This window comes from Ancylobacter defluvii, from assembly GCF_018390605.1.
Taxonomy (GTDB): Bacteria; Pseudomonadota; Alphaproteobacteria; order Rhizobiales; family Xanthobacteraceae; genus Ancylobacter; species Ancylobacter defluvii.
The window spans coordinates 23,939-43,142 of sequence record NZ_JAHBGD010000021.1; the positions used below are offsets into that span (position 1 = coordinate 23,939).

At 66.8% G+C, this 19,204-nt stretch carries 19 protein-coding genes; 12 read left to right on the top strand and 7 right to left on the bottom strand.

Features of this window, described 5'->3' with window-relative positions:
* Nucleotides 1–11: 11 nt before the first annotated feature.
* Nucleotides 12–3,098: a formate dehydrogenase-N subunit alpha gene (gene fdnG / locus KHC24_RS15965; RefSeq protein WP_213364320.1), complete on the bottom strand. Its 3,087-nt coding sequence runs from the start codon at nucleotides 3,096–3,098 to the stop codon at nucleotides 12–14.
* Between the two features lie 355 nt (nucleotides 3,099–3,453).
* On the opposite strand from fdnG, the gene KHC24_RS15970 reads away from it, so the two are divergent.
* The 3 genes from KHC24_RS15970 to selD all read left to right on the top strand — a co-directional run bounded on the left by KHC24_RS15970 (nucleotide 3,454) and on the right by selD (nucleotide 6,438).
* On the top strand, nucleotides 3,454–3,987 hold the full coding sequence (locus KHC24_RS15970) for a TlpA family protein disulfide reductase (RefSeq protein WP_246547032.1): 534 nt from the start codon (nucleotides 3,454–3,456) through the stop codon (nucleotides 3,985–3,987).
* Nucleotides 3,984–5,126, top strand: a complete 1,143-nt coding sequence (locus tag KHC24_RS15975) for a transglutaminase-like domain-containing protein (protein WP_213364322.1) — start codon at nucleotides 3,984–3,986, stop codon at nucleotides 5,124–5,126. The genes KHC24_RS15970 and KHC24_RS15975 overlap by 4 nt, the downstream gene beginning before the upstream one ends.
* A gap of 250 nt (nucleotides 5,127–5,376) precedes the next feature.
* On the top strand, nucleotides 5,377–6,438 hold the full coding sequence (gene selD, locus KHC24_RS15980) for a selenide, water dikinase SelD (RefSeq protein ID WP_213364338.1): 1,062 nt from the start codon (nucleotides 5,377–5,379) through the stop codon (nucleotides 6,436–6,438).
* Here selD and KHC24_RS15985 read toward each other — a convergent pair.
* Nucleotides 6,375–6,779 carry a winged helix-turn-helix transcriptional regulator gene (locus KHC24_RS15985; protein ID WP_213364323.1) on the bottom strand — a complete coding sequence of 135 codons (405 nt, stop codon included), beginning with the start codon at nucleotides 6,777–6,779 and terminating at the stop codon, nucleotides 6,375–6,377. The genes selD and KHC24_RS15985 overlap by 64 nt on opposite strands.
* Before the next feature lie 158 nt (nucleotides 6,780–6,937).
* Here KHC24_RS15985 and KHC24_RS15990 point away from each other — a divergent pair, with 158 nt between their 5' ends.
* Nucleotides 6,938–7,792, top strand: a complete 855-nt coding sequence (locus KHC24_RS15990; RefSeq protein ID WP_213364324.1) for an SDR family oxidoreductase — start codon at nucleotides 6,938–6,940, stop codon at nucleotides 7,790–7,792.
* A gap of 155 nt (nucleotides 7,793–7,947) precedes the next feature.
* On the top strand, nucleotides 7,948–8,442 hold the full coding sequence (locus KHC24_RS15995; RefSeq protein ID WP_213364325.1) for a cupin domain-containing protein: 495 nt from the start codon (nucleotides 7,948–7,950) through the stop codon (nucleotides 8,440–8,442).
* On the opposite strand, the gene KHC24_RS16000 is transcribed toward KHC24_RS15995, so the two are convergent.
* Nucleotides 8,432–9,331, bottom strand: coding sequence for a LysR family transcriptional regulator (locus KHC24_RS16000; protein WP_213364326.1), 900 nt, complete (start codon nucleotides 9,329–9,331; stop codon nucleotides 8,432–8,434). The two genes, KHC24_RS15995 and KHC24_RS16000, sit on opposite strands and share 11 nt — an antisense overlap.
* Before the next feature lie 141 nt (nucleotides 9,332–9,472).
* On the opposite strand from KHC24_RS16000, the gene KHC24_RS16005 reads away from it, so the two are divergent.
* Entirely contained in the window at nucleotides 9,473–10,660 is a 1,188-nt protein-coding gene (locus KHC24_RS16005) for an MFS transporter (protein WP_213364327.1), read from the top strand.
* 154 nt (nucleotides 10,661–10,814) lie between these two features.
* Nucleotides 10,815–11,432 (top strand): TetR/AcrR family transcriptional regulator, encoded by a 618-nt coding sequence (locus KHC24_RS16010; protein WP_213364328.1) that lies wholly within the window; start codon nucleotides 10,815–10,817, stop codon nucleotides 11,430–11,432.
* Between the two features lie 48 nt (nucleotides 11,433–11,480).
* Here the strand turns inward: KHC24_RS16010 and KHC24_RS16015 are convergent, their stop codons facing one another.
* The 4 genes from KHC24_RS16015 to KHC24_RS16030 all read right to left on the bottom strand — a co-directional run bounded on the left by KHC24_RS16015 (nucleotide 11,481) and on the right by KHC24_RS16030 (nucleotide 15,236).
* Nucleotides 11,481–12,761, bottom strand: a complete 1,281-nt coding sequence (locus KHC24_RS16015) for a TRAP transporter large permease (protein WP_213364329.1) — start codon at nucleotides 12,759–12,761, stop codon at nucleotides 11,481–11,483.
* Entirely contained in the window at nucleotides 12,761–13,279 is a 519-nt protein-coding gene (locus KHC24_RS16020; protein WP_213364330.1) for a TRAP transporter small permease, read from the bottom strand. The genes KHC24_RS16015 and KHC24_RS16020 overlap by 1 nt, the downstream gene beginning before the upstream one ends.
* A 98-nt stretch (nucleotides 13,280–13,377) precedes the next feature.
* On the bottom strand, nucleotides 13,378–14,364 hold the full coding sequence (locus KHC24_RS16025; protein WP_213364331.1) for a TRAP transporter substrate-binding protein: 987 nt from the start codon (nucleotides 14,362–14,364) through the stop codon (nucleotides 13,378–13,380).
* A gap of 77 nt (nucleotides 14,365–14,441) precedes the next feature.
* Nucleotides 14,442–15,236 (bottom strand): 2-keto-4-pentenoate hydratase, encoded by a 795-nt coding sequence (locus KHC24_RS16030; protein ID WP_213364332.1) that lies wholly within the window; start codon nucleotides 15,234–15,236, stop codon nucleotides 14,442–14,444.
* A gap of 105 nt (nucleotides 15,237–15,341) precedes the next feature.
* On the opposite strand from KHC24_RS16030, the gene KHC24_RS16035 reads away from it, so the two are divergent.
* The 5 genes from KHC24_RS16035 to KHC24_RS16055 form a co-directional block, all read left to right on the top strand.
* Nucleotides 15,342–16,019: a GntR family transcriptional regulator gene (locus tag KHC24_RS16035; RefSeq protein ID WP_213364333.1), complete on the top strand. Its 678-nt coding sequence runs from the start codon at nucleotides 15,342–15,344 to the stop codon at nucleotides 16,017–16,019.
* 49 nt (nucleotides 16,020–16,068) lie between these two features.
* Nucleotides 16,069–16,908 carry a 5-dehydro-4-deoxy-D-glucuronate isomerase gene (kduI, locus tag KHC24_RS16040; RefSeq protein ID WP_213364334.1) on the top strand — a complete coding sequence of 280 codons (840 nt, stop codon included), beginning with the start codon at nucleotides 16,069–16,071 and terminating at the stop codon, nucleotides 16,906–16,908.
* Complete coding sequence (gene kduD, locus KHC24_RS16045; RefSeq protein WP_271180695.1) at nucleotides 16,905–17,684, top strand: 2-dehydro-3-deoxy-D-gluconate 5-dehydrogenase KduD; 780 nt, start codon at nucleotides 16,905–16,907, stop codon at nucleotides 17,682–17,684. Before kduI ends, kduD begins: the two co-directional genes overlap by 4 nt.
* Nucleotides 17,685–17,692: 8 nt before the next feature.
* Nucleotides 17,693–18,589: an SMP-30/gluconolactonase/LRE family protein gene (locus tag KHC24_RS16050; RefSeq protein ID WP_213364336.1), complete on the top strand. Its 897-nt coding sequence runs from the start codon at nucleotides 17,693–17,695 to the stop codon at nucleotides 18,587–18,589.
* Nucleotides 18,586–19,204: NAD-dependent epimerase/dehydratase family protein (locus KHC24_RS16055; RefSeq protein WP_213364337.1), on the top strand; the 619-nt coding region annotated here is incomplete at its 3' end. The genes KHC24_RS16050 and KHC24_RS16055, both read left to right, overlap by 4 nt.

The window sequence follows — 19,204 nt, forward strand, 5'->3', positions numbered from 1 at the left end:
GCGCCGCCTCCCTACGCCACCGGCCCGGTCGAGGGCTCGATGTTGACCATGAACGCCTTGAATTCCGGCGTCTCGATATTGGCGTCACCGACGAACGGGGTGAGCACATTCGCCGGGAAGCCCTTACGGGCGGCGCCGACGAAGCCCCAGTGGATAGGCACGCCGACCACATGCACCGTCTTGCCGTCGATGGTCATCGGCTTGATGCGCTTGGTGACCACCGCGATGGCGAGAAGCTCGCCGCGCTTCGACCACACCCGCACCCAGCCGCCCTTGACGATGCCCTTCTCCTTGGCGAGTTCCTCCGAGATCTCCACGAACTGCTGCGGTTGCAGCACCGAGTTCACATGGTTGTTCTTGGTCCAGTAGTGGAAATGCTCGGTGAGGCGGTAGGTGGTGCCGGCATAGGGGAAGTTGGGATCGCCGATATCGGCGAACTGCTTCCAGTCGTCGGCGAAGACGCGCGCCACCGGATTGCCGCGCACCTTGGGCGCGATCACGTTGGCGACCGGGCTCTCGAACGGCTCGTAATGCACCGGGAACGGCCCATCGCGCATCATCTTGCGCACGAACAGGCGCGATGACCCCTCCGGATTCATGATGAACGGGCCGACTTCACGCGGCTTGGCGGTGGGCGCGATGTCCGGCACGTCGTAGCCGGTCCATTTCGCACCGTCCCACTCGATCAGCTTGCGCGAAGGATCCCATGGCTTGCCGTCGAGGTCGCAGGAGGCGCGGTTGTAGAGGATGCGCCGGTTAGCCGGCCAGGCGAACGACCATTTCAGATAGGCTCCGGTCTCGTCCGGGTCGGAATTGTCGCGGCGCGCCATCATGTTGCCCACCTCGGTCCAGCAGCCGGAATAGATCCAGCAGCCGCCGGCGGTGGTGCCGTCGTCGCGATAGAGGCCGAAGCCGGAAAGCTGCTTGCCGGCCTCGAGGATCTTCTTGCTCGGATCATTGGGATCGAACACGTCGACCAACGCCGAACCGTTCATCTCCCTGGCGAGTTCCTCCGGCGACGGCTCGCCCGGATCCTTGTAGGCCCAGTTCAGGTTGAGGATCGGATCGGGAAAGGCGCCGCCCTCCTTGCGGTACAGCTCCTTCAGCCGCAGATGGATCTGCGCCATGATCCAGGTGTCGTGCTTGGCCTCGCCGGGAGGCGAGCCGCCCGGCCAGTGCCATTGCAGCCAGCGACCTGAATTCACCAGCGATCCCTCATCCTCCGCGAAGCAGGTCGACGGCAACTGGATCACCTCGGTCTTGATCGAGGCGGGATCCGCCTTGTTGTAGATGCCATGGTCTTCCCAGAAGCGCGCCGTCTCGGTCTGGAGCGGGTCCATGACGACCAGCAGCTTGAGCTTGGCGAGCGCCTCGGCGAGCTTTGCCTTGTTGGGGAAGGCCTGCAGCGGGTTGAACCCCTGGCAGAAATAGACGTTCATCTTGCCCTGCTTCATCAGCTCGAAGGCACGCAGAACGTCGTATCCCGATACGTCGAGCTTCGGCAGGTAGTCATAGGCCCAGTCATTCTGCGCCGTAGCAGCGTCGCCCCACATGGACTTCATGAAGCTGACGAAGAACTTCTTGTAGTTCTGCCAATAGCTCATCTGGTTCGGCCGCAGCGGCTTGAAGCCGCGGGTCGACATATAGGTGGCGAAATCCACTTCCTTGTCGGCGGGGATGTTGAGATAGCCGGGGATGAGGTTACTCATCAGCCCGATATCGGTCAGTCCCTGGATGTTGGAGTGGCCGCGCAACGCATTCATGCCGCCGCCGCGCACCCCGATATTGCCGAGGATGAGCTGCAGCATCGCCATGCCGCGGATGTTCTGCGACCCCTTGGAATGCTGGGTCCAGCCGAGCGCATACATCGACGTCATGGTCTTGGTCGGCGAGGAGCACTCGCCGATCATCTGCGCGATGTGCAGGAACTTGTCCTTCGGGGTGCCGCAGATGCGCTCGACCATCTCCGGCGTGTAAATGGCGACGTGCTGCTTCAGCAGGTTCCACACGCAGCGCGGATGCTGCAGCGTGTCGTCCACCAGCGCATAGCCGTCCGGGCCGATCTCGTATTCCCAGCTATCGCGGTTGTAATCGCGCTTTTCCTCGTCATAGCCGGTAAATAGGCCGTCCTGATAGGCGAAGCCTTCCTTCACGATGAAGGCGGCATTGGTGAATGCCTTGGTATAGGCCCACTGCACCTTGTCGTTGCTGATGCACCAGTTGATCAGGCCCATCAGAAAGGCGATATCCGAACCCTGACGGATCGGCGCGTAAAAATCCGCCACCGAAGCCGAGCGGTTGTAGCGCGGGTCGATCACGATCAATTTGGCGCCACGGTTGGCTTTCGCCTCAGTGACCCATTTGAAGCCGCACGGATGGGCCTCGGCAGCATTGCCGCCCATGATGACGACAAGATCGGTATTCCGGATGTCGGTCCAGGAATTCGTCATAGCGCCACGGCCAAATGTTGGGGCGAGACTCGCCACCGTCGGGCCGTGTCAGACGCGTGCCTGGTTGTCGAATGCCAGCATCCCGGTCGAGCGCACCACCTTGTAGGTGGCGAACGCAGTTTCGTTGGTCGTCGCCGACGCCGCCAGGAAGCCGGTGGTCAGCCACCGGTTGACGGTAACGCCGTCCTTGTTCTTGGCGATGAAGTTGGCGTCGCGATCGTCCTTCATGGCGCGGGCGATCTTGTCGAGCGCCACGTCCCAGGAAATCGGCTCGAACGTGTCCGAGCCGGGCTTCCTCACCATCGGCTGGGTGAGGCGCGTCTCGGACTTCACGATGTTCAGCAGCGCGGCGCCCTTCGGACACAGCGTGCCGCGATTGGTCGGGTGGTCGGCGTCGCCCTCGATATGGACGATGTCGGCCTTCTCGCCCTTCCGAAGGTCGCCCTTCGCAAAGATGATGATGCCGCAGGCGACCGAGCAATAGGTACAGGTATTGCGGGCCTCGACCGTGTTGACCAGGTGGAACGGCTTGACGTGGGCAGCCACCGCCGCCTCCGCCTCGCCGAAGCCGAAGGCCCCGAGCGTGGTACCCGCTAGTCCCGCACCCGACGTGCGCAAAAATGCGCGACGCGAGAGCTCCATATTCATGTGCTGTTCTCCCGGCTTGGCAGTGCCGCGACCATCCCCGCGTCTGAAGCGATAGGGTCGTTCGATCAGCCAACGCTATTTTTTACCTACTCCAATGTCAAATCACCTAAAGTCGAGTGCACGGGAAAAAAGACTGCGTTTACAGGTGCTTCCGTCGTGCGATTTCGCAATCGCACTGCTGCGGCGCACAATCCGGCCGCTCGCCGCGGGCGGGTCATTGACGCGGAAGCCCGACTGTCGGCAGGATTGTGGCGTGCTCGATAGTTCGGCTCCCGCGTGTCGGGGCTCCGCCTCACCTCTGCTGCCGGCCCTGTTGCTTGCCCTTGCGTCATTTTCCATTGATGCGAGCGCGCAGTTGCGGGCCGAGCCTGCCTTTGCGCCCGGCGCAGCGGCACCGCCGCTGGCGCTCGCCTCGCTGGATCACGGCCCGCAGAGTCTTGCCGCACTGCACGGCCGGCCGGTCATCGTTCACTTCTTTGCGACATGGTGCGAGCCGTGCCGCGAGGAGATGGCGGGGCTGCGCCGGCTTGCCGGGCGCCTTGCCGAAATGCCGCCGAAAAACCGGCCGGCGATTCTCGCCATCGATGTCGGCGAGCCGGCCACCCGCATCCGTCGCTTCCTCGCACAGGAAGTCGCCGGCGGGCCGCTGCCGTTCCCGATCCTGATCGACGAGGACCGCGCCGCCATGAAGGCGTGGAAGGTCGCCTTCCTGCCGACCAGCCATGTGCTCGGCGCCGATCACACGCTGCGCTTTTCCGCCACCGGCCCGGTCGACTGGGACGACGCACGCGTTCCGGCCGCCCTCGACGGCCTGCTCGCCGCGGCGACGCCAACCGCGGCCTTCACCCTGCCCGCCTTGCCTGACAACTCCGGGAGCCCACAACAATGACAAACCGTCGCGACCTGTTGAAAGCCGGCGCCGCCTTCGCCGCCGCCGCCGCTCTTCCCCAATCGGCCTTCGCGCAAGCGGGCGCCAATCCGGCCGCCGCCTCGGCTGCCGCGACCTTCGCGCCGAAGCCGGGCAGCTGGCGCAACTTCGAGGCGGTGACGACGCTCGCCATCGCGCCGATCGAGGGCAAGTCCGGCCCGGCCCAGGCCTGGGTGCCGCTGCCCTCCTATACCGCCGCCGACTGGTTCAAGCCCGGCGAGAGCACCTGGAAGACCAACGCGAAGACCGCCGAGGTGGTGAAGGACCCGCATTACGGCACCCTGCTGCTGCATCTCACCTGGGCCGAGGGCGTCGCCGACCCGCAGGTGGAGATCACCTCGAAATTCGCCACCCGCGACCGCGCCACCGACTTCTCGAAACCCGGCACGGCCGCGCCGCTATCGCCGGAGGAACGCGCGCTGTTCCTCAAGGCGACCGACCTGATCCCCACCGACGGCCTGGTGAAGGCGACCTCGGACAAGATCGTCGCCGGCAAGACCACCGACATCGACAAGGCGCGCGCCATCTATGAATGGGTGGTGGACAACACCTACCGAAACGCCGCGACTCGCGGCTGCGGCACCGGCGACATCGCCTCGCTGCTGGCGAGCGGCAATCTCGGCGGCAAATGCGCCGACCTCAACGCGCTGTTCGTCGGGCTTTCCCGCGCCGCCGGCATCCCGGCGCGCGACCTCTACGGCATCCGCGTCGCCCCCTCGGCCTTCGGCTATAAGAGCCTCGGCGCCAACTCCCCGGTCATCTCCAAGGCCCAGCATTGCCGCGCCGAGGTGTGGCTGGACGGCTTCGGCTGGGTCGGCGTCGATCCCGCCGACGTGCGCAAGGTGGTGCTGGAAGAGCCGCCGGGGAAGAACGCTCTCGACGATGCCAAGGTGGTCGCCGCGCGCAAGGCTCTGTTTGGCGCCTGGGAAGGCAACTGGCTCGCCTATAATGACGGCCACGACATCGCGCTGCCGGGCTCGAACGGACCCAAGCTCGGCTTCCTGATGTATCCGCAGGCGGAAGTCGCCAGCCTGCGCCAGGACTGCCTCGACCCGGACGCGTTCAAATACACCATCAAGGCGAGCGAGATCTCGGCCTGATCGGCATCGTCTTGTCGCCACCCCGGCCGGAGACGAAGGGCGAGGTTCGGAATCGCTGCGGGCCTCGCGCGATTCCGGATCGGCCTACCCCGTCCGGGATGACGTCTGGCGGGGACGGGCACAAAAACTCCCTCTCCCCGCCGGGGAGAGGGGCGGTGTGAGAGGGGCGATCAAGCGCCCTTCCCCCTCCCCCGCCTCTGCGCGGCGACCTCTCACCGTCGGGGAGAGGTCGAGAATGGAACATCTGACCATGCTCGATACGCCGAATGATACCGCCCCGTTCCGCCTCACCAGCCTTGCCCATGGCGGCGGCTGCGGCTGCAAGCTCGCTCCCTCGGTGCTGCGCGAACTTTTGTCCGAGCAGGCGCCGGGCGGGCCGTTCGAGCGGCTGCTGGTCGGCACCGAGACCGGCGACGACGCCGCCGTCTACCGGCTCGACGACGACACCTGCCTGATCGCCACCACCGACTTCTTCATGCCGATGGTGGACGATCCCTATGAGTTCGGCCGCATCGCCGCCACCAACGCCATTTCCGACGTCTACGCCATGGGCGGCAAGCCGCTGCTGGCGCTCGCCATCCTCGGCATGCCGCTCGGCAAGCTGCCGACCCCGATGGTGCGCGACATATTGCGCGGCGGCCAGGCGATCGCCGCCGAGGCCGGCATACCGGTCGCCGGTGGCCATTCCATCGACAGCCCGGAACCGATCTACGGTCTCGCGGTGATCGGCACCGCACGGCCGGAAAACATCCGCCGCAACAGCACCGCGCAGGCCGGCGACGTGCTGATCCTCACCAAGGCGCTCGGCGTCGGGCTCTATTCGGCGGCGTTCAAGAAGCAGGCGCTCTCGCAGGCCGGCTATGCCGAGATGGTCGCTTCGATGACCCGGCTCAACCGCATCGGCGCCGAACTCGGCAAGCGGACACAGGTGCATGCGGTCACCGACGTCACCGGCTTCGGCATTCTCGGCCACGGGCTGGAGGTGGCGCGGGGCTCCGGCCTGACGCTCCGCCTCGACGCCGCCGCGCTGCCGGTGCTCAAGGAGGCCGAGGCACTGGCGCAGCAGGGCTTCGTCACCGGCGCCTCGCACCGCAACTGGGCGAGCTATGGCGACGGCGTCACCCTGCCCGGGGATTTCCCCGACTGGCGCCGGCATGTGCTCACCGACCCGCAGACCTCCGGCGGCCTGTTGGTGGCAGTGGCGCCGGAAGCGGCCGAGGCCCTCCTCGCCGAAATCCGTGCCGCCGGCTACCCGGCAGCGGCGGTAGTCGGCCGGCTGGAAGCGGGCGCGCCGGGCATCGTGGTCGGCTGACACCGTGCCGCCTTCACCGCGGTATGGTTGGCCTCCGCCCAGGCGACGAGGGCACCGAGCGGCACCATCAGCGAGCGGCCGAGCGTGGTCAGCTCGTAATCGACGCGCGGCGGCACGGTGGCGAACACCGTGCGCGAGATCAGCCCGTCCGCCTCCAGCGAGCGCAGCGTCTGGGTGAGCATGCGCTGCGAGATGTCGGGAATGGCCCGGCGCAGCTCCGAGAAGCGGCGAATGCCCGGCTCCAGCTCCATCAGCACCAGCACGCTCCAGCGATCGCCGATGCGATCGAGCAGCGAGCGCGTGGGACAGGCGTCCCCCAGACCGATCCATTCCGGCTTCATCGTCCGCTCCTTCTGACCGCCGCAGCGGCGGCTTGGTTACGCGGCGCATACCGAGGCACGCCAAGATGCCTTCTTGCGCCTTAGACACATATTGGCATGTTAGTCTCATTCCGTAACCAAGGACAGCCCCTCCGGCGTCCACGCAGGGACTTCGCATCATGATCGTCATCACCGCCGCCAGCGGCAAACTCGGCACCACGCTCGCCGACGCCTTCAAGGCCAAGGGTCTCGCCGGGCAGGTCCGCCTCGCCGTGCGCTCGCCGGACAAGCTCGCCGCCCGCAAGGCCGAGGGTTTCGAGGTGGTCGCCGCCGATTACGATGATCCGGCGAGCCTGAGGGACGCCTTCGCCGGCGCCGAGATCGCGGTGATCATCTCCGGGGCGGGCACCAACGACATCCGCACCGCGCAGCACCACAACGCCATCGAGGCGGCCAAGGCGGCCGGGGTGACGCGCATCGTCTATACCAGCGCCACCAACCCGGTGAGCACCAGCCGCTTCGACTGGGCACAGGCGCATGAGGCGACCGAGGCGGAGCTGAAGGCCTCCGGCATCGCCTACACGATCCTGCGCGACAACAGCTATTTCGCCAATAACGACCCGCTGTTCGCCAACGCCAAGGCGAGCGGCGTGCTGCCCTTCACCGGCATCGACGCCAAGGTCGCCTATGTCTCGCATGAGGACGTGGCGGATTCGATCGTCGGGGCGGTGACCGGCTCCGGCCATGCGAACAAGATCTATGAAATCGCCGGCGGCGAGGCCTGGAGCGCGGTCGAACTCGCCGCCCTGCTCTCCGAGCTGACGGGCAAGGAGATCAAGGCGCTCGATGTGCCGGTCGCCGCCTTCGAGGAGCAGTTCCGTTCCATGGGCCTGCCGGAATGGGTGGCGACCGGGGTGGGCAGCTTCTATGCCGCGCTAGGAGCCGGCGAATATGCCGCCACTTCCGGCGATGTCGAGCGTCTCGCCGGCCGGCCCTCGACCAGTGCCCGCGCCTATCTCAAGGCGTTCGCCTGAGGGGTTGGACTCCCACGCAATTTGCGCCCTTTCCCGATTCGAGTGCCTCCCTCTCCCCGTCGGGGAGAGGGGTGGAAAGGGAAACCTCACGCCCGATCCCCCTTGCCGACAGGCCCGGTTCGGGCTCGACTGCGGTGCCCCAACCGGAGCCCGCCATGAGCTTCGCCTTCCTTCACGCCTCCGCCGACACGACGCCGATCGAGATCCCCGCGATCGGCCTCACTTTGCGCGTGCCGCTGCCGCCCGCCATGAGCGGCGGCACCGTCACCGCCATCGAGACCATCAACGCGCCGGGCTACGGCCCGCCGCTGCACCGGCATCGCGAGACCGAGATATTCCGCGTGCTGGAAGGCCGCTATCTCTACGAATGCGACGGTCGCCGCTTCGAGGCGGTGCCCGGCGACGTGGTGACCATCCCCGGCGGCAGCGCCCATGGCTTCGTCAATATCGGCGACAGCCCGGCGCGGCAGTTCATCCTGATCCTGCCCGGCCTCGACGCGGTGGCCTTCTTCACCGGCCTTGCCGCGGTGATGCGCGAGGGCGTGCCGGACCGGGCGCGGCTCGCCGCCTTCGGCGAAAAATGGGGCGTCGAGTTCCTCGGCCCGCCGCTCGTTCCGGATCGGCCCAGCCCTGATCGGCTCAGCCCCTGATCCGCTCGGCGAGGAAATCGACGAAAGCGCGGATGCGGGCGTCGAGATGGGCGTGCCCGACATAGACCGCGCTCATCTGCTCGATATCGCCGGCATTGTAGTCCTCCAGCACCGGCACCAGCGTCCCCGCCTCGATGTCGGCACGGATGTGGAAGGCGCCGATGCGGGCGAGACCCAGCCCCTCCAGCGCCAGCCGGCGCAGCGTGGTCCCGCTATTTCCCTCGAAATTGCCGCCGACCGGACGGGTGAACGCGGCCCCGGTCACCGGATCGCGGAACGGCCAGTCATCGAGGCTGCGACGGAAATTGAAGCGCAAGCAGTTGTGGCGGTCGAGATCGTCCGGCGTCGCCGGCACGCCGTGACGATCGAGATAGGCCGGGGCGGCGACGATCATCCGCCGGCTTTCCGACAGCCGCCGCGCCTTGAGCGACGAATCGCGCAGCGGCCCGATGCGGATGGCGAGATCGGTGCGCTCGCCCAACAGGTCGATCACGCTGTCGGTCAGCGACAGGTCGAGCGAGACCCGCGGATGGCGTGCCAGGAACTGCGGCACCAGCGGCACCAGATAGTGCTCGCCGAACGCCACCGAGGCGGAAACGCGCAGCCGCCCGCGCGGCTCGGCGGCGGCCCCGCCCGCCACCTGCCGCTCGGCTTCCTCGATCTCGGCGAGGATGGCGCGGGCGCGCGCCACATAGGCCTCGCCCTCGGCGGTGAGCACCAGCGCCCGGGTGGAGCGCAGCAGCAGCCGCACCCCCAGCCGCGCCTCGATGCGGGCGGCGATCTTGCTGACCGCCGAGGGCGACAGCCGCAGCGCCCGGCCGGCGGCGGAGAAGCTGCCGCGATCGGCCACCTCCACCAGCACCTGCATCTCGCCGGCGCGATTATCCATGGCTCGCTCCCACTGATGAAACAGTTTCACAGATGATGATCATCATCTTGGAATAAACAACAGGGAATAGGGATCCCATAGTTCCGGCAACGTCACCACCCCTTTGCGCGCCGCTTCGACGGATGCGCCCGGAGCCGCACCATGCCCATTGCCCTCTTTGCCCTCACCGTGGCGGCCTATGCCATCGGCACCACGGAATTCGTCATCGTCGGCCTGCTGCCGACCGTCGCCGCCGACCTGAACATCGACCTGCCGCTCGCCGGCCTCATCGTCAGCGTCTACGCGCTCGGCGTCACCTTTGGCGCGCCGGTGCTGACCGCGCTGACCGGCCGCGCGCCGCGCAAGCCGCTGCTGCTCGGCCTGATGGCGCTGTTCATCGCCGGCAATGCCGGGGCGGCGCTGAGCCCGGACTATGCCAGCCTGCTGGTCGCGCGGGTGATCTCGGCCTTTGCCCATGGCGTGTTCTTCTCGGTCGGTGCCACCATCGCCGCCGACCTCGTCGCCCCCAACCGCCGCGCCTCGGCCATCGCCATGATGTTCATGGGGTTGACGGTGGCCATCGTCACCGGCGTGCCGCTCGGCACCTTCATCGGGCAGCATTTCGGCTGGCGCGCCACCTTCGCCGGCGTCGCGGTGCTCGGGGCGGTGGCCTTGCTCGCCATCGCCGTCCTGCTGCCCTCCCGGCTGTCACGGCCGGAACCGGCGCGCCTGTCCGACCAGCTCAAGGTCCTGTCGAGCGGCCGCCTGCTCATCGTCTTCGCCATGACCGCGCTCGGCTATGGCGGCACCTTCGTCGCCTTCACCTATCTGGCGGCGATCCTCGAGAGCGTCACCGGCTTTTCGGCTGGTTCGGTCAGCCTGATCCTGGTGCTGTACGGCGCCGCCATCGCCGCCGGCAACCTGATCGGCGGGCGCATCGCCGACCGCGATCCGGTGAAGGCGCTGACCGGGCTGTTCGCGGCGCAGGCGCTGGTGCTGGCGCTGTTCGGCCTCACCATGTCGGCGCCGGTCCTGGCGCTGGCGACCCTGGTGGCGCTGGGCTTCCTGTCCTTCGCCAACGTGCCGGGCCTGCAGATCTATGTCGTCGAACTCGCCCGCCTGCACCGGCCCGGCGCGGTCGACGTCGCCTCGGCGCTGAACATCGCCGCCTTCAACCTCGGCATCGCCATCGGCGCCTGGATCGGCGGACGCGTGGTCGCCTCGCCCTTCGGCCTGGAGGCGACGCCCTTCGTCGGTGCCGTGCTGGTGGCAATCGCCCTCGGCCTTACCATATGGAGTGGTGTGCTCGATCGGCGCGCCGCCGCTCCGGTCGCTGCGCAGGCGGCGTGACCCGACCGGGCTGAAACGCCTCGATCGGGCCATGCTCTGACCGGATCAACCGGCTCCGCAGTTTCTCTGATTTGCATCATGAATAAAAAATGGTGTTTACAAGAGAAAGGGGAGAGCCGGTGGGGTCGGTGGCCCCGACGGAGGTGAACAGAAATTGCGCGTTACCCGGGAAAAGGTCGCCGAACATCGGCGCACGATCCTCGAAACCGCCTCGCGGCTGTTTCGAGAGCGCGGCTTCGGCGATGTCGGGGTTGCCGAGATCATGCAGGCGAGCGGGCTGACCCACGGCGCCTTCTACGGCCATTTCCGCTCCAAGGCGCACCTGGCCGAGGAAGCCTGCCGCGATGCCTTCGTGAAGAGCCGCGCCAAGTGGAACGAAGTTCCCACCCTGTGGTCGATCATCGAACGCTATGTCTCGATCCGCCATCGTGACGAACCCTCCAAGGGTTGCCCGATGTCGGCCTTCGGCGCCGAGATCGCCCGGCAGCCGGAACATGTGCAGACCCAATATGCCGACGGGCTGCGCCATCAGCTGGGGTGCATCGCCGAACTGCTGCCCCCCGGCGGCACGGCGGAGGAACGCCATGCCGATTCGATCACGCTGATGGCTTCCATGGTCGGGGCGATCACCCTGGCGCGCGGCCTGTCCTCGACCGACCCGGCGCTTTCCGAGGAAATCCTCGCCTCGGTGCGGGATTCGCTGCGTCGGCACGTCATCGAGGAACACGGGGCGGGAGCGTCCTGCCGTCGAACGGAAGAGGCCGCCGAATAGGCGGCCTCCGAGCACCGATTCCGTCAGCACCGCCTGCGGTGTATCCCGTCAGCGGAACATGGCCGGCAGCCAGAGCGACAGCGCCGGCACATAGGTGACCAGCATCAGCACCGCCACGCTCGCCCCGAAGAACGGCCAGATGGTGCGCATCGCCTCGCGTATCGAAATGCCGCCGACCGCGCAGCCGACGAACAGCACCGTTCCGACCGGCGGCGTGTTCAGCCCGATGCCGGCATTCAGGATCATGACCACCCCGAAATGCACCGGATCGATGCCGAAGGCCTTCACCACCGGCAGCAGCACCGGCGTGCAGATGATGATCATCGGCGCCATGTCCATGAAGGTACCGAGGAACAGCAGCACTACATTGATCAGCAGCAGCACCATGATCGGGTCTTCGGAGATCGATCGGATCAGCGTGATCGTCGATTGCTGCACCTGCAGATAGGCCATCAGCCAGCCGAACGAGGAGGCCGCGCCGATCACCAGCAGCACCATGGCAGTAGTGCGCACCGCCCCGAGCGTCGCCTCGACGAAGCCGGCCCAATCCAACTCACGATAGACCAGCACCGCCACCGCGAGCGCATAGAGCACGGCGATGCACGAACTCTCCGTCGCGGTGAACACGCCCGAACGCACGCCGCCGAAGATGATGCCGATCAGCAGCAAGCCGGGCACCGAGGACAGGAAGAAGAAGCCGAGCCGAGCAAAACCGGGAAACGGCTCGGAGGGATAGCCGCGCTTCACCGCCACCCACCAGGCGGTGACCATCAGCGCCACCGCCAGCAGCAGGCCCGGCACCACGCCGGCGGTGAACAGGTCCGCCACCGAGACATTGCCGCCCGCCGCGATGGAATACAGGATCATGTTGTGCGAGGGCGGGATCATCAGCGCGATGATCGCCGCGTTCACCGTGACATTGACGGCGTAGTCGCGATCATAGCCGCGCTTGGCCATTTGCGGGATCATCAGCCCGCCGACCGCCGACGCATCCGCCACCGCCGAGCCGGAAATGCCGCCGAACAGCGTCGAAGCCACGATGTTCACCTGCCCCAGCCCGCCGCGCAGATGGCCGACCAGGCCGGCGGCAAAGCGGATGAGCCGCACGGCAATGCCACCGCGCACCATCAGGTCGCCGGCGAAGATGAAGAACGGGATCGCCATCATCGCGAAGACATTGATGCCGGAATTCAGCTGCTGGAACACCACGATGGGCGGCAGCCCAATATAGAGCACCGTGGCCAGCGACGCGATGCCGAGGCAGAAGGCGATGGGGGTGCCGATCGCCATCAGCGCGACGAAGCTGCCGAACAGGACGAAATGCGCCATCACACCACCTCCGGGGTCGCGGTATCGGCGACGATCTCGACGCCAAGAAGCGTATCGACGAGGCGCTCAGCGGCGAACAGCGCGATGAGGATTCCGCCCAGCACCAGCGGGAAGAAGTCCACCCCGCCCGGCCAGCCCAGCACCGGGATGGTCGCCGTCCAGGTGCCGATGGCGAGCTTGGCGCCGTACCAGGCCATGGCGACGCCGAAGCCGGCCACCAGAGTGAGGCTCACCAGATCCATCGCCTTCTGCGCCCAGGGCGGCGAGACATGGTGGACCAGGTCGAGCCCGAGATGCACGCTGTCGCGCACCCCGACGGCGGCGCCGAGCAGGATGAACCAGCTCATGAACTGCAGCGACAGCGGCTCCGCCCAATTGGGCGTGTCGTTCAGCATGTAGCGGCCGAACACCTGCCAGCCGACCACGGCGGTCATGATCACCAGCAGGGTACCGGCGATCCACAGCGACACCCGGGACAGCAGCCCCAGTATCCGGCGGGCGATGAGAAGAGACGGCATGGTGCCTCCGGTCTCCGGTCCGCCGGTCGGCGCTCCGGTCCGCTCCGCGCCATTGGCGGGAGCGGACCAACCGGCCTCGACCGGAGTGAGCGGCGCGTTCATTGGACGGCCTGGATGCGGGTGACCAGATCCTTCATCTTCGGATCGGTGACGAAGCTGTCATAGACCGGCTTCATCGCGTCGATGAAGGGCGTCTTGTCGACGGTGAGAACCTTCACCCCGGCGTTGCGGACCTTCTCCTCCGACGCCTTCTCGCGCGCCAGCCACAATTCGCGCATCTTGCCGACCGACTCCTTGGCGGCCTGGCGGAGCAGCTTCTGGTCGTCGGGCGAGAGCTTGTCCCAGCTCACCTTGGAGATCACCAGCGCCTCGGGGGCCAGCGAGTGCTCGGTGAGCGTGTAATTCTTCGCCACCTCGAAATGCCGCGAGGATTCATAGGACGGCCAGTTGTTCTCGGCGCCATCCACCACGCCAGTCTCCAGCGAGGAATAGACCTCGCCGAACGGCATCGGCGTCGCATTGGCGCCGAACGCCTTCATCATCGCGATCCACAGGTCCGACTGCTGGACGCGGATCTTCATGCCCTTGAGGTCGGCCACCGACTTGATCGGCTTCTTGGTGGTGTAGAAGCTGCGGGCACCGGAATCGTAGAAGGCGAGGCCGACCAGGCCGTGCGGCTCGAAGGCGGCCAGGATCTCGTCGCCGATCGGCCCATCCACCACCTTGTGCATGTGGTCGACGGAGCGGAACAGGAACGGCAGGCCGAGCACCTGCGTCTGCGGCACCAGATTGTTGAACGGTGCGGTGTTCACCCGGTTCATGTCGATGACGCCGAAGCGGGTCTGCTCGATGGTGTCCTTCTCGCTGCCGAGCGCAGCATTGTTGAACACCTGGATGTCGAGCCGGCCGTTGCTGCGCTGCTTGACCAATTCACCCATATATTTCACCGCCTCGACGGTGGGGTAACCGTCGGGATGGATGTCGGCGGAGCGCAGCACCGTCTGGGCACTGGCGCCAAGCGGCGTCAGCGTGACGGGGGCGAGCGCAAGGGCGCCGGCGACGCAGAACATGCGTGCGAAGTTCATTGGCATTGTCCTCTCCTAGGATCACATGCGGCATTTTCTGCCATCATTGGTGTTGTCGCCGCCGCGCGGCGTAACCGTCACGCGGCGGCGGATCGCTCCGCCGGACGCGTCTTGACGCGGATGCCGAAGCCGCCGACACCGGGGAACTCGATGCGGGCCTCGTCGCCGACGCGGACGTCGTGCACGCCGGTGGTCATGCCGGTAAGCACGATGTCGCCGGCCTTCAGCCGCCGGCCGCGGCCGGCAAGCTGGGCGATAAGGAAGGCGACGGATTCATAGGGGCCTCCGGCCACGCGCGCCGCGCTGCCCTCCCCCACCAGTTCGCCGCCGATCAAAGTGCGGGAGATCAGTCGCTCCCAGTCACCGGCGGCTTGCGGCGGGATCGCCGGGCCGATGATGGCCCCGGCATTGTTGCCATGATCGGAAACCACGGCACCGGGGCCAAGATCGTTGATGCTGGCGAGCGGGCTCGAGGCAATTTCCGAGCCGGCATGCAGCGTCGCAAAGCCGGGAATGTCCATCGCCGTCACCGGCCCTTCCGGCGCGTCGACCGTGAGCCGCACCACGAATTCCGCCTCGATCGCGGCGAACCCGTCCTGATAGACGAACACCTCGACACTGCCGCCGTCCTCGACCTCTTGCACCGCATCGGCAAAAACCGGCCCGACAAGGCGCGGCGCGTCATAGCGGTCCCGGAACGCCGGGGGGATGCCCGCCACCTTCCAGCCGGCAAGGCGGCGCGTGGTCAGCCGCAAGGTCTCCTCCTGCACCGCGTAGGCCGCGGACAAGCTGTCCGGCAGCACACCCGGAAACGCAGCCAAGGCGCGTGCCTCGCGCCGCGCCGCGACAAATTCCTCTGCCGTGCTGGGCATTTGAGTCTCCCCGAAATGCTTTCTTCGTTTTTGGTATGGTAGATACTGCCTGTAGTATGGTAGAACGTCAAGCAGCAATCGAAACCGCAGCGGGAGTAGCGCAAAGTGAATGTGGAGGCCGGCGAGATTGCGGAGAGCAGCGCGCGTCGCATCGAGCGCGAGATCCGCAAGGCCATCATCACGCTGAACATCTCGCCCGGCTCGCCGCTGTCCGAGCAGGAGATCGCCGAACGCTATGCGGTGTCCCGCCAGCCGGTGCGCGAGGCCTTCATCGCGCTGGCCCGGGCCGGTCTGGTCGAAATCCTGCCGCGCCGCGGCACGTTCGTGGTCAAGATCTCGCTCGACCGCATGCTGGAGGCGCGCTTCATCCGCGAGACGATTGAAGCCGGCGTGGTCCGCCGCGCCTGCGAGCGCTTCGATGCCCGCGTGCGCACCCGCATCGACTTCTATCTCGACGCCCAGCAGGTCGCCGCCGAGGCCGGCCAGCATTACGAGTTCCAGCGCGCGGACGAGCGCTTTCACGCCGCCCTCGCCGAAGGCGCCGGCTGCCCGACCGCCTGGTCGGTGATCGACGACATCAAGGCGCATATGGACCGGGTGTGCCACCTGACCCTGCCCTCGGCGACGGCGCTGCCGCGGCTGGTCGAGCAGCATCGCGCCATCCTCGCCGGCATCGACGCCCGCGACCCCGACCGCGCCGAGGCCGAGTTGAAGGCACATTTGTCGGAAATCCTCAAAGCATTGCCGCAGGTGCGCGCCGCCCATTCCGACCTGTTCATCTGACCCACCCGACAGGGCCGGCCAACGGCCCGACATGCCAGGGAGAGAGCCCATGGATATCCGCCACGCCATCCACCCGGATCAGGCCGAAGCGCTGGACACTGCCGGCCTGCGCCGGCATTTTCTGATCGACACCGTGTTCGAGGTCGGCGCCGTCCGCGCCACCTATTCGCATTATGATCGCATGATGGTGCTCGGCATCGCCCCGGCCGCCGGCGCGCTCACCCTGGACGCGGCGCTGGCGAAGGTTGCAGGTGCCGACTATTTTCTTGAGCGGCGCGAGCTTGGCGGCATCAATGTCGGCACGGGTCCGCTGAAGGTGACCGCCGATGGCGAGGTCTTCGTCGTGGAGACGCAGGAGGCACTCTATCTCGGCATGGGCGCACGGGAGGTGAGCTTCGAGAACCTCGATCCCGCCCGGCCGGCGCGCTTCTACGCCAATTCCGCGCCGGCGCATCGTCACCACCCGAGCCGCGTCGTGCGCCAGGCCGAGGCTTCGCCGCAGCCGCTCGGCGCGTTGGAGACCTCCAATCAGCGCACCATTTTCAAATATCTGCACCCCGGCGTGCTGCCGACCTGCCAGATCGTCATGGGGCTGACACGCCTCGAAGGTGGCAGCGTGTGGAACACCATGCCGGCGCACACCCATGACCGGCGCATGGAATCCTATTTCTATTTCGAGGTGCCGAAGGATAGCCTCATACTTCACCTGATGGGCCGGCCGGAGGAGACGCGCCACCTGGTGGTGCGCAACGAGCAGGCGGTGCTGTCGCCGCCATGGTCGATCCATTCCGGCGCCGGCACCGGCTCCTATGCCTTCATCTGGGCGATGGCCGGCGACAACCAGTCCTTTGCCGACATGGACTTCGTGCCGATGGGAGATCTGAAGTGAGCCAGACGGCGGGAAACCTTACCGGCCTGTTCGACCTCAGCGGCAAGATCGCGCTGGTGACCGGCGCCCGCACCGGTATCGGCCGCGCCCTCGCCGAGACGCTGGCGGAGGCCGGTGCCGACATTGTCGGCCTCGGCTCGCGCGCCATGCCGGAAACCCGCCGCGCCGTGGAGACAAGGGGGGCGCGCTTCCACGAGATCGTCCGCGACCTGGAGGCCGGCGGCGATTTCGCCGCGATGCTGGCCGGAATCACTGAGGATTTCGGCGCGCCGGACATTCTCGTCAACAATGCCGGCATCATCCGCCGCGCCGACCTCATCGATTTCACCGAGGCCGACTGGGATGCGGTGATGGCGATCAATCTCAAGAGCGTGTTCTTTCTCTCCCAATCGGTGGCGCGCGACTGGATCGCCCGCGGCATCCGGGGCCGCATCGTCAACATCGCCTCGCTGCTCTCCTTCCAGGGCGGCATCCGCGTGCCCTCCTACACCGCCAGCAAGCACGGCGTCGTCGGCCTCACCCGGCTGATGGCCAACGAGCTGGCGAGCAAGGGCATCACCGTGAACGCGATCGCTCCCGGCTATATCGAGACCGACAACACCGAAGCGCTACGCGCCGATCCGGTACGTAGCCGGCAAATTCTCGAACGTATCCCAGCCGGCCGCTGGGGTGTGCCGGATGATCTGAAGACCGCCATGCTGTTCCTCGCCGCCCCGGCGTCCTCCTATGTGACGGGGGCGGTGGTGCCGGTCGATGGCGGCTGGCTCGCGCGCTGAGGCCTGTCATGGATGCGGAAAACCCGGCGCAGCTATTGATCGACAGCCGCTGTGAGATCGGCGAATCCCCTCTGTGGGATGCCGGTCGGCAAGCACTGTTCTGGGTCGATATTCCTGCCGGTACGGTATTCCGGCTGGACCTTGCCAGCGGCGCGATCCGCACGTGGGACTTTGCGGCGCCGGTCGGCAGTCTCGGCCTCGCCCGCTCCGGCCATCTGGTGGTGGCGGTCGGCGGCGAGGTGCGCCTGCTGGATATCGAGACCGGCGAGCACAGGCATCTGGCCGTGGTTGAACCGCGGTTCCCGGAGTTCCGGCTGAATGACGGCAAGATTGGCCCGGACGGCGCCTTCTGGGTCGGGTCCATGCACGATGTGGCGCCGGATCAGCAGCGGCCGGCGGCCTGCCTCTATCGCGTGACCGCTAACGGCCGCGTCGAGCGGAAGCTCGAAGGCTTCAAGGTTTCCAACGGGTTGGCCTGGACGGCGGACGGGCGCACCATGTTCCACACCGATTCACGTGGTCCCTGGATCGACCGTTGGGATTTCGACCCCTCGAACGGTGCGCTTTCCGCCCGGCACCGGCTGCGCGAACTATCCGAGGCCGAGGGCCGGCCGGATGGCGGTGCCTGCGACACCGACGGATTGTATTGGAGTTGCGGCGTCTCGGCCGGCTGCCTCAATGGCTTTGATGCCGAGGGTCGGCTGGCGCGCAAGATCCCACTGCCGGTGCCCGCACCTACCATGCCCTGCTTCGGCGGCGCAGGACTAAGCACGCTCTACCTCACCAGCCTGCGCAAGGGGGTGCCCCCGCAGAAGCTGGCCGACGCGCCAACCTCCGGCGGCGTGCTGGCGCTGGAGATCGGCGTTGCCGGGGTGCCAGTGTCTCTGTTCGAGGACGCACCATGACCGAGCCGAAGGATACCCGCCCGCTATTGTTGACCGGTGCCTCCGGTGCGCTCGGCCGCGTACTGGCGGCGAGGCTGGCACGACCCGATCGCCCGCTGGTGCTAAGCGACATCATAGAGCCGGCTTATGATCTGCCGCCGCATAGCCGTTTTCAGGTTGCCGATCTCGCCGATCGCGAGGCCATTGCCCGGCTTGGCACCGACTTCGCCGCGATCCTGCATTTCGGCGCCGCCTCGACCGAACGGGATTTCGACGCCATTCTCGGGCCGAACATCCTCGGTACGCATCACATATTCGACCTCGCCCGCGCCAGCCGGGCGCGGGTGATCTTCGCGTCCTCGAACCACGCCATCGGCTTTCACCGCCGCGGCGTGATGCTGGACGAGGACTGCGACCTGCGCCCGGACGGCTATTACGGACTGAGCAAGGCCTATGGCGAGTTGCTGGCCCGGCTCTATTGGGACAAGCACGGGCTGGAAAGCCTGTCGATCCGCATCGGCAGTTGCATCGAGCAACCGACCGATCTGCGTCATTTATCGACGTGGCTAAGCTTTGGGGATCTGGTTGGGCAGATTGAGACTGGTTTGAGTTGTGTTGGGCTTGGGTGCCGGATTT

Coding starts and splice junctions, on each gene's coding strand:
- KHC24_RS15975 (WP_213364322.1), top strand. CDS start 3,984: ATGACAAACCGTCGCGACCTGTTGAAAGCCGGCGCCGCCTTCGCCGCC.
- selD (WP_213364338.1), top strand. CDS start 5,377: ATGCTCGATACGCCGAATGATACCGCCCCGTTCCGCCTCACCAGCCTT.
- KHC24_RS15985 (WP_213364323.1), bottom strand. CDS start 6,779: ATGAAGCCGGAATGGATCGGTCTGGGGGACGCCTGTCCCACGCGCTCG.
- KHC24_RS15990 (WP_213364324.1), top strand. CDS start 6,938: ATGATCGTCATCACCGCCGCCAGCGGCAAACTCGGCACCACGCTCGCC.
- KHC24_RS15995 (WP_213364325.1), top strand. CDS start 7,948: ATGAGCTTCGCCTTCCTTCACGCCTCCGCCGACACGACGCCGATCGAG.
- KHC24_RS16000 (WP_213364326.1), bottom strand. CDS start 9,331: ATGGATAATCGCGCCGGCGAGATGCAGGTGCTGGTGGAGGTGGCCGAT.
- KHC24_RS16005 (WP_213364327.1), top strand. CDS start 9,473: ATGCCCATTGCCCTCTTTGCCCTCACCGTGGCGGCCTATGCCATCGGC.
- KHC24_RS16015 (WP_213364329.1), bottom strand. CDS start 12,761: ATGGCGCATTTCGTCCTGTTCGGCAGCTTCGTCGCGCTGATGGCGATC.
- KHC24_RS16020 (WP_213364330.1), bottom strand. CDS start 13,279: ATGCCGTCTCTTCTCATCGCCCGCCGGATACTGGGGCTGCTGTCCCGG.
- KHC24_RS16025 (WP_213364331.1), bottom strand. CDS start 14,364: ATGAACTTCGCACGCATGTTCTGCGTCGCCGGCGCCCTTGCGCTCGCC.
- KHC24_RS16030 (WP_213364332.1), bottom strand. CDS start 15,236: ATGCCCAGCACGGCAGAGGAATTTGTCGCGGCGCGGCGCGAGGCACGC.
- kduI (WP_213364334.1), top strand. CDS start 16,069: ATGGATATCCGCCACGCCATCCACCCGGATCAGGCCGAAGCGCTGGAC.
- KHC24_RS16050 (WP_213364336.1), top strand. CDS start 17,693: ATGGATGCGGAAAACCCGGCGCAGCTATTGATCGACAGCCGCTGTGAG.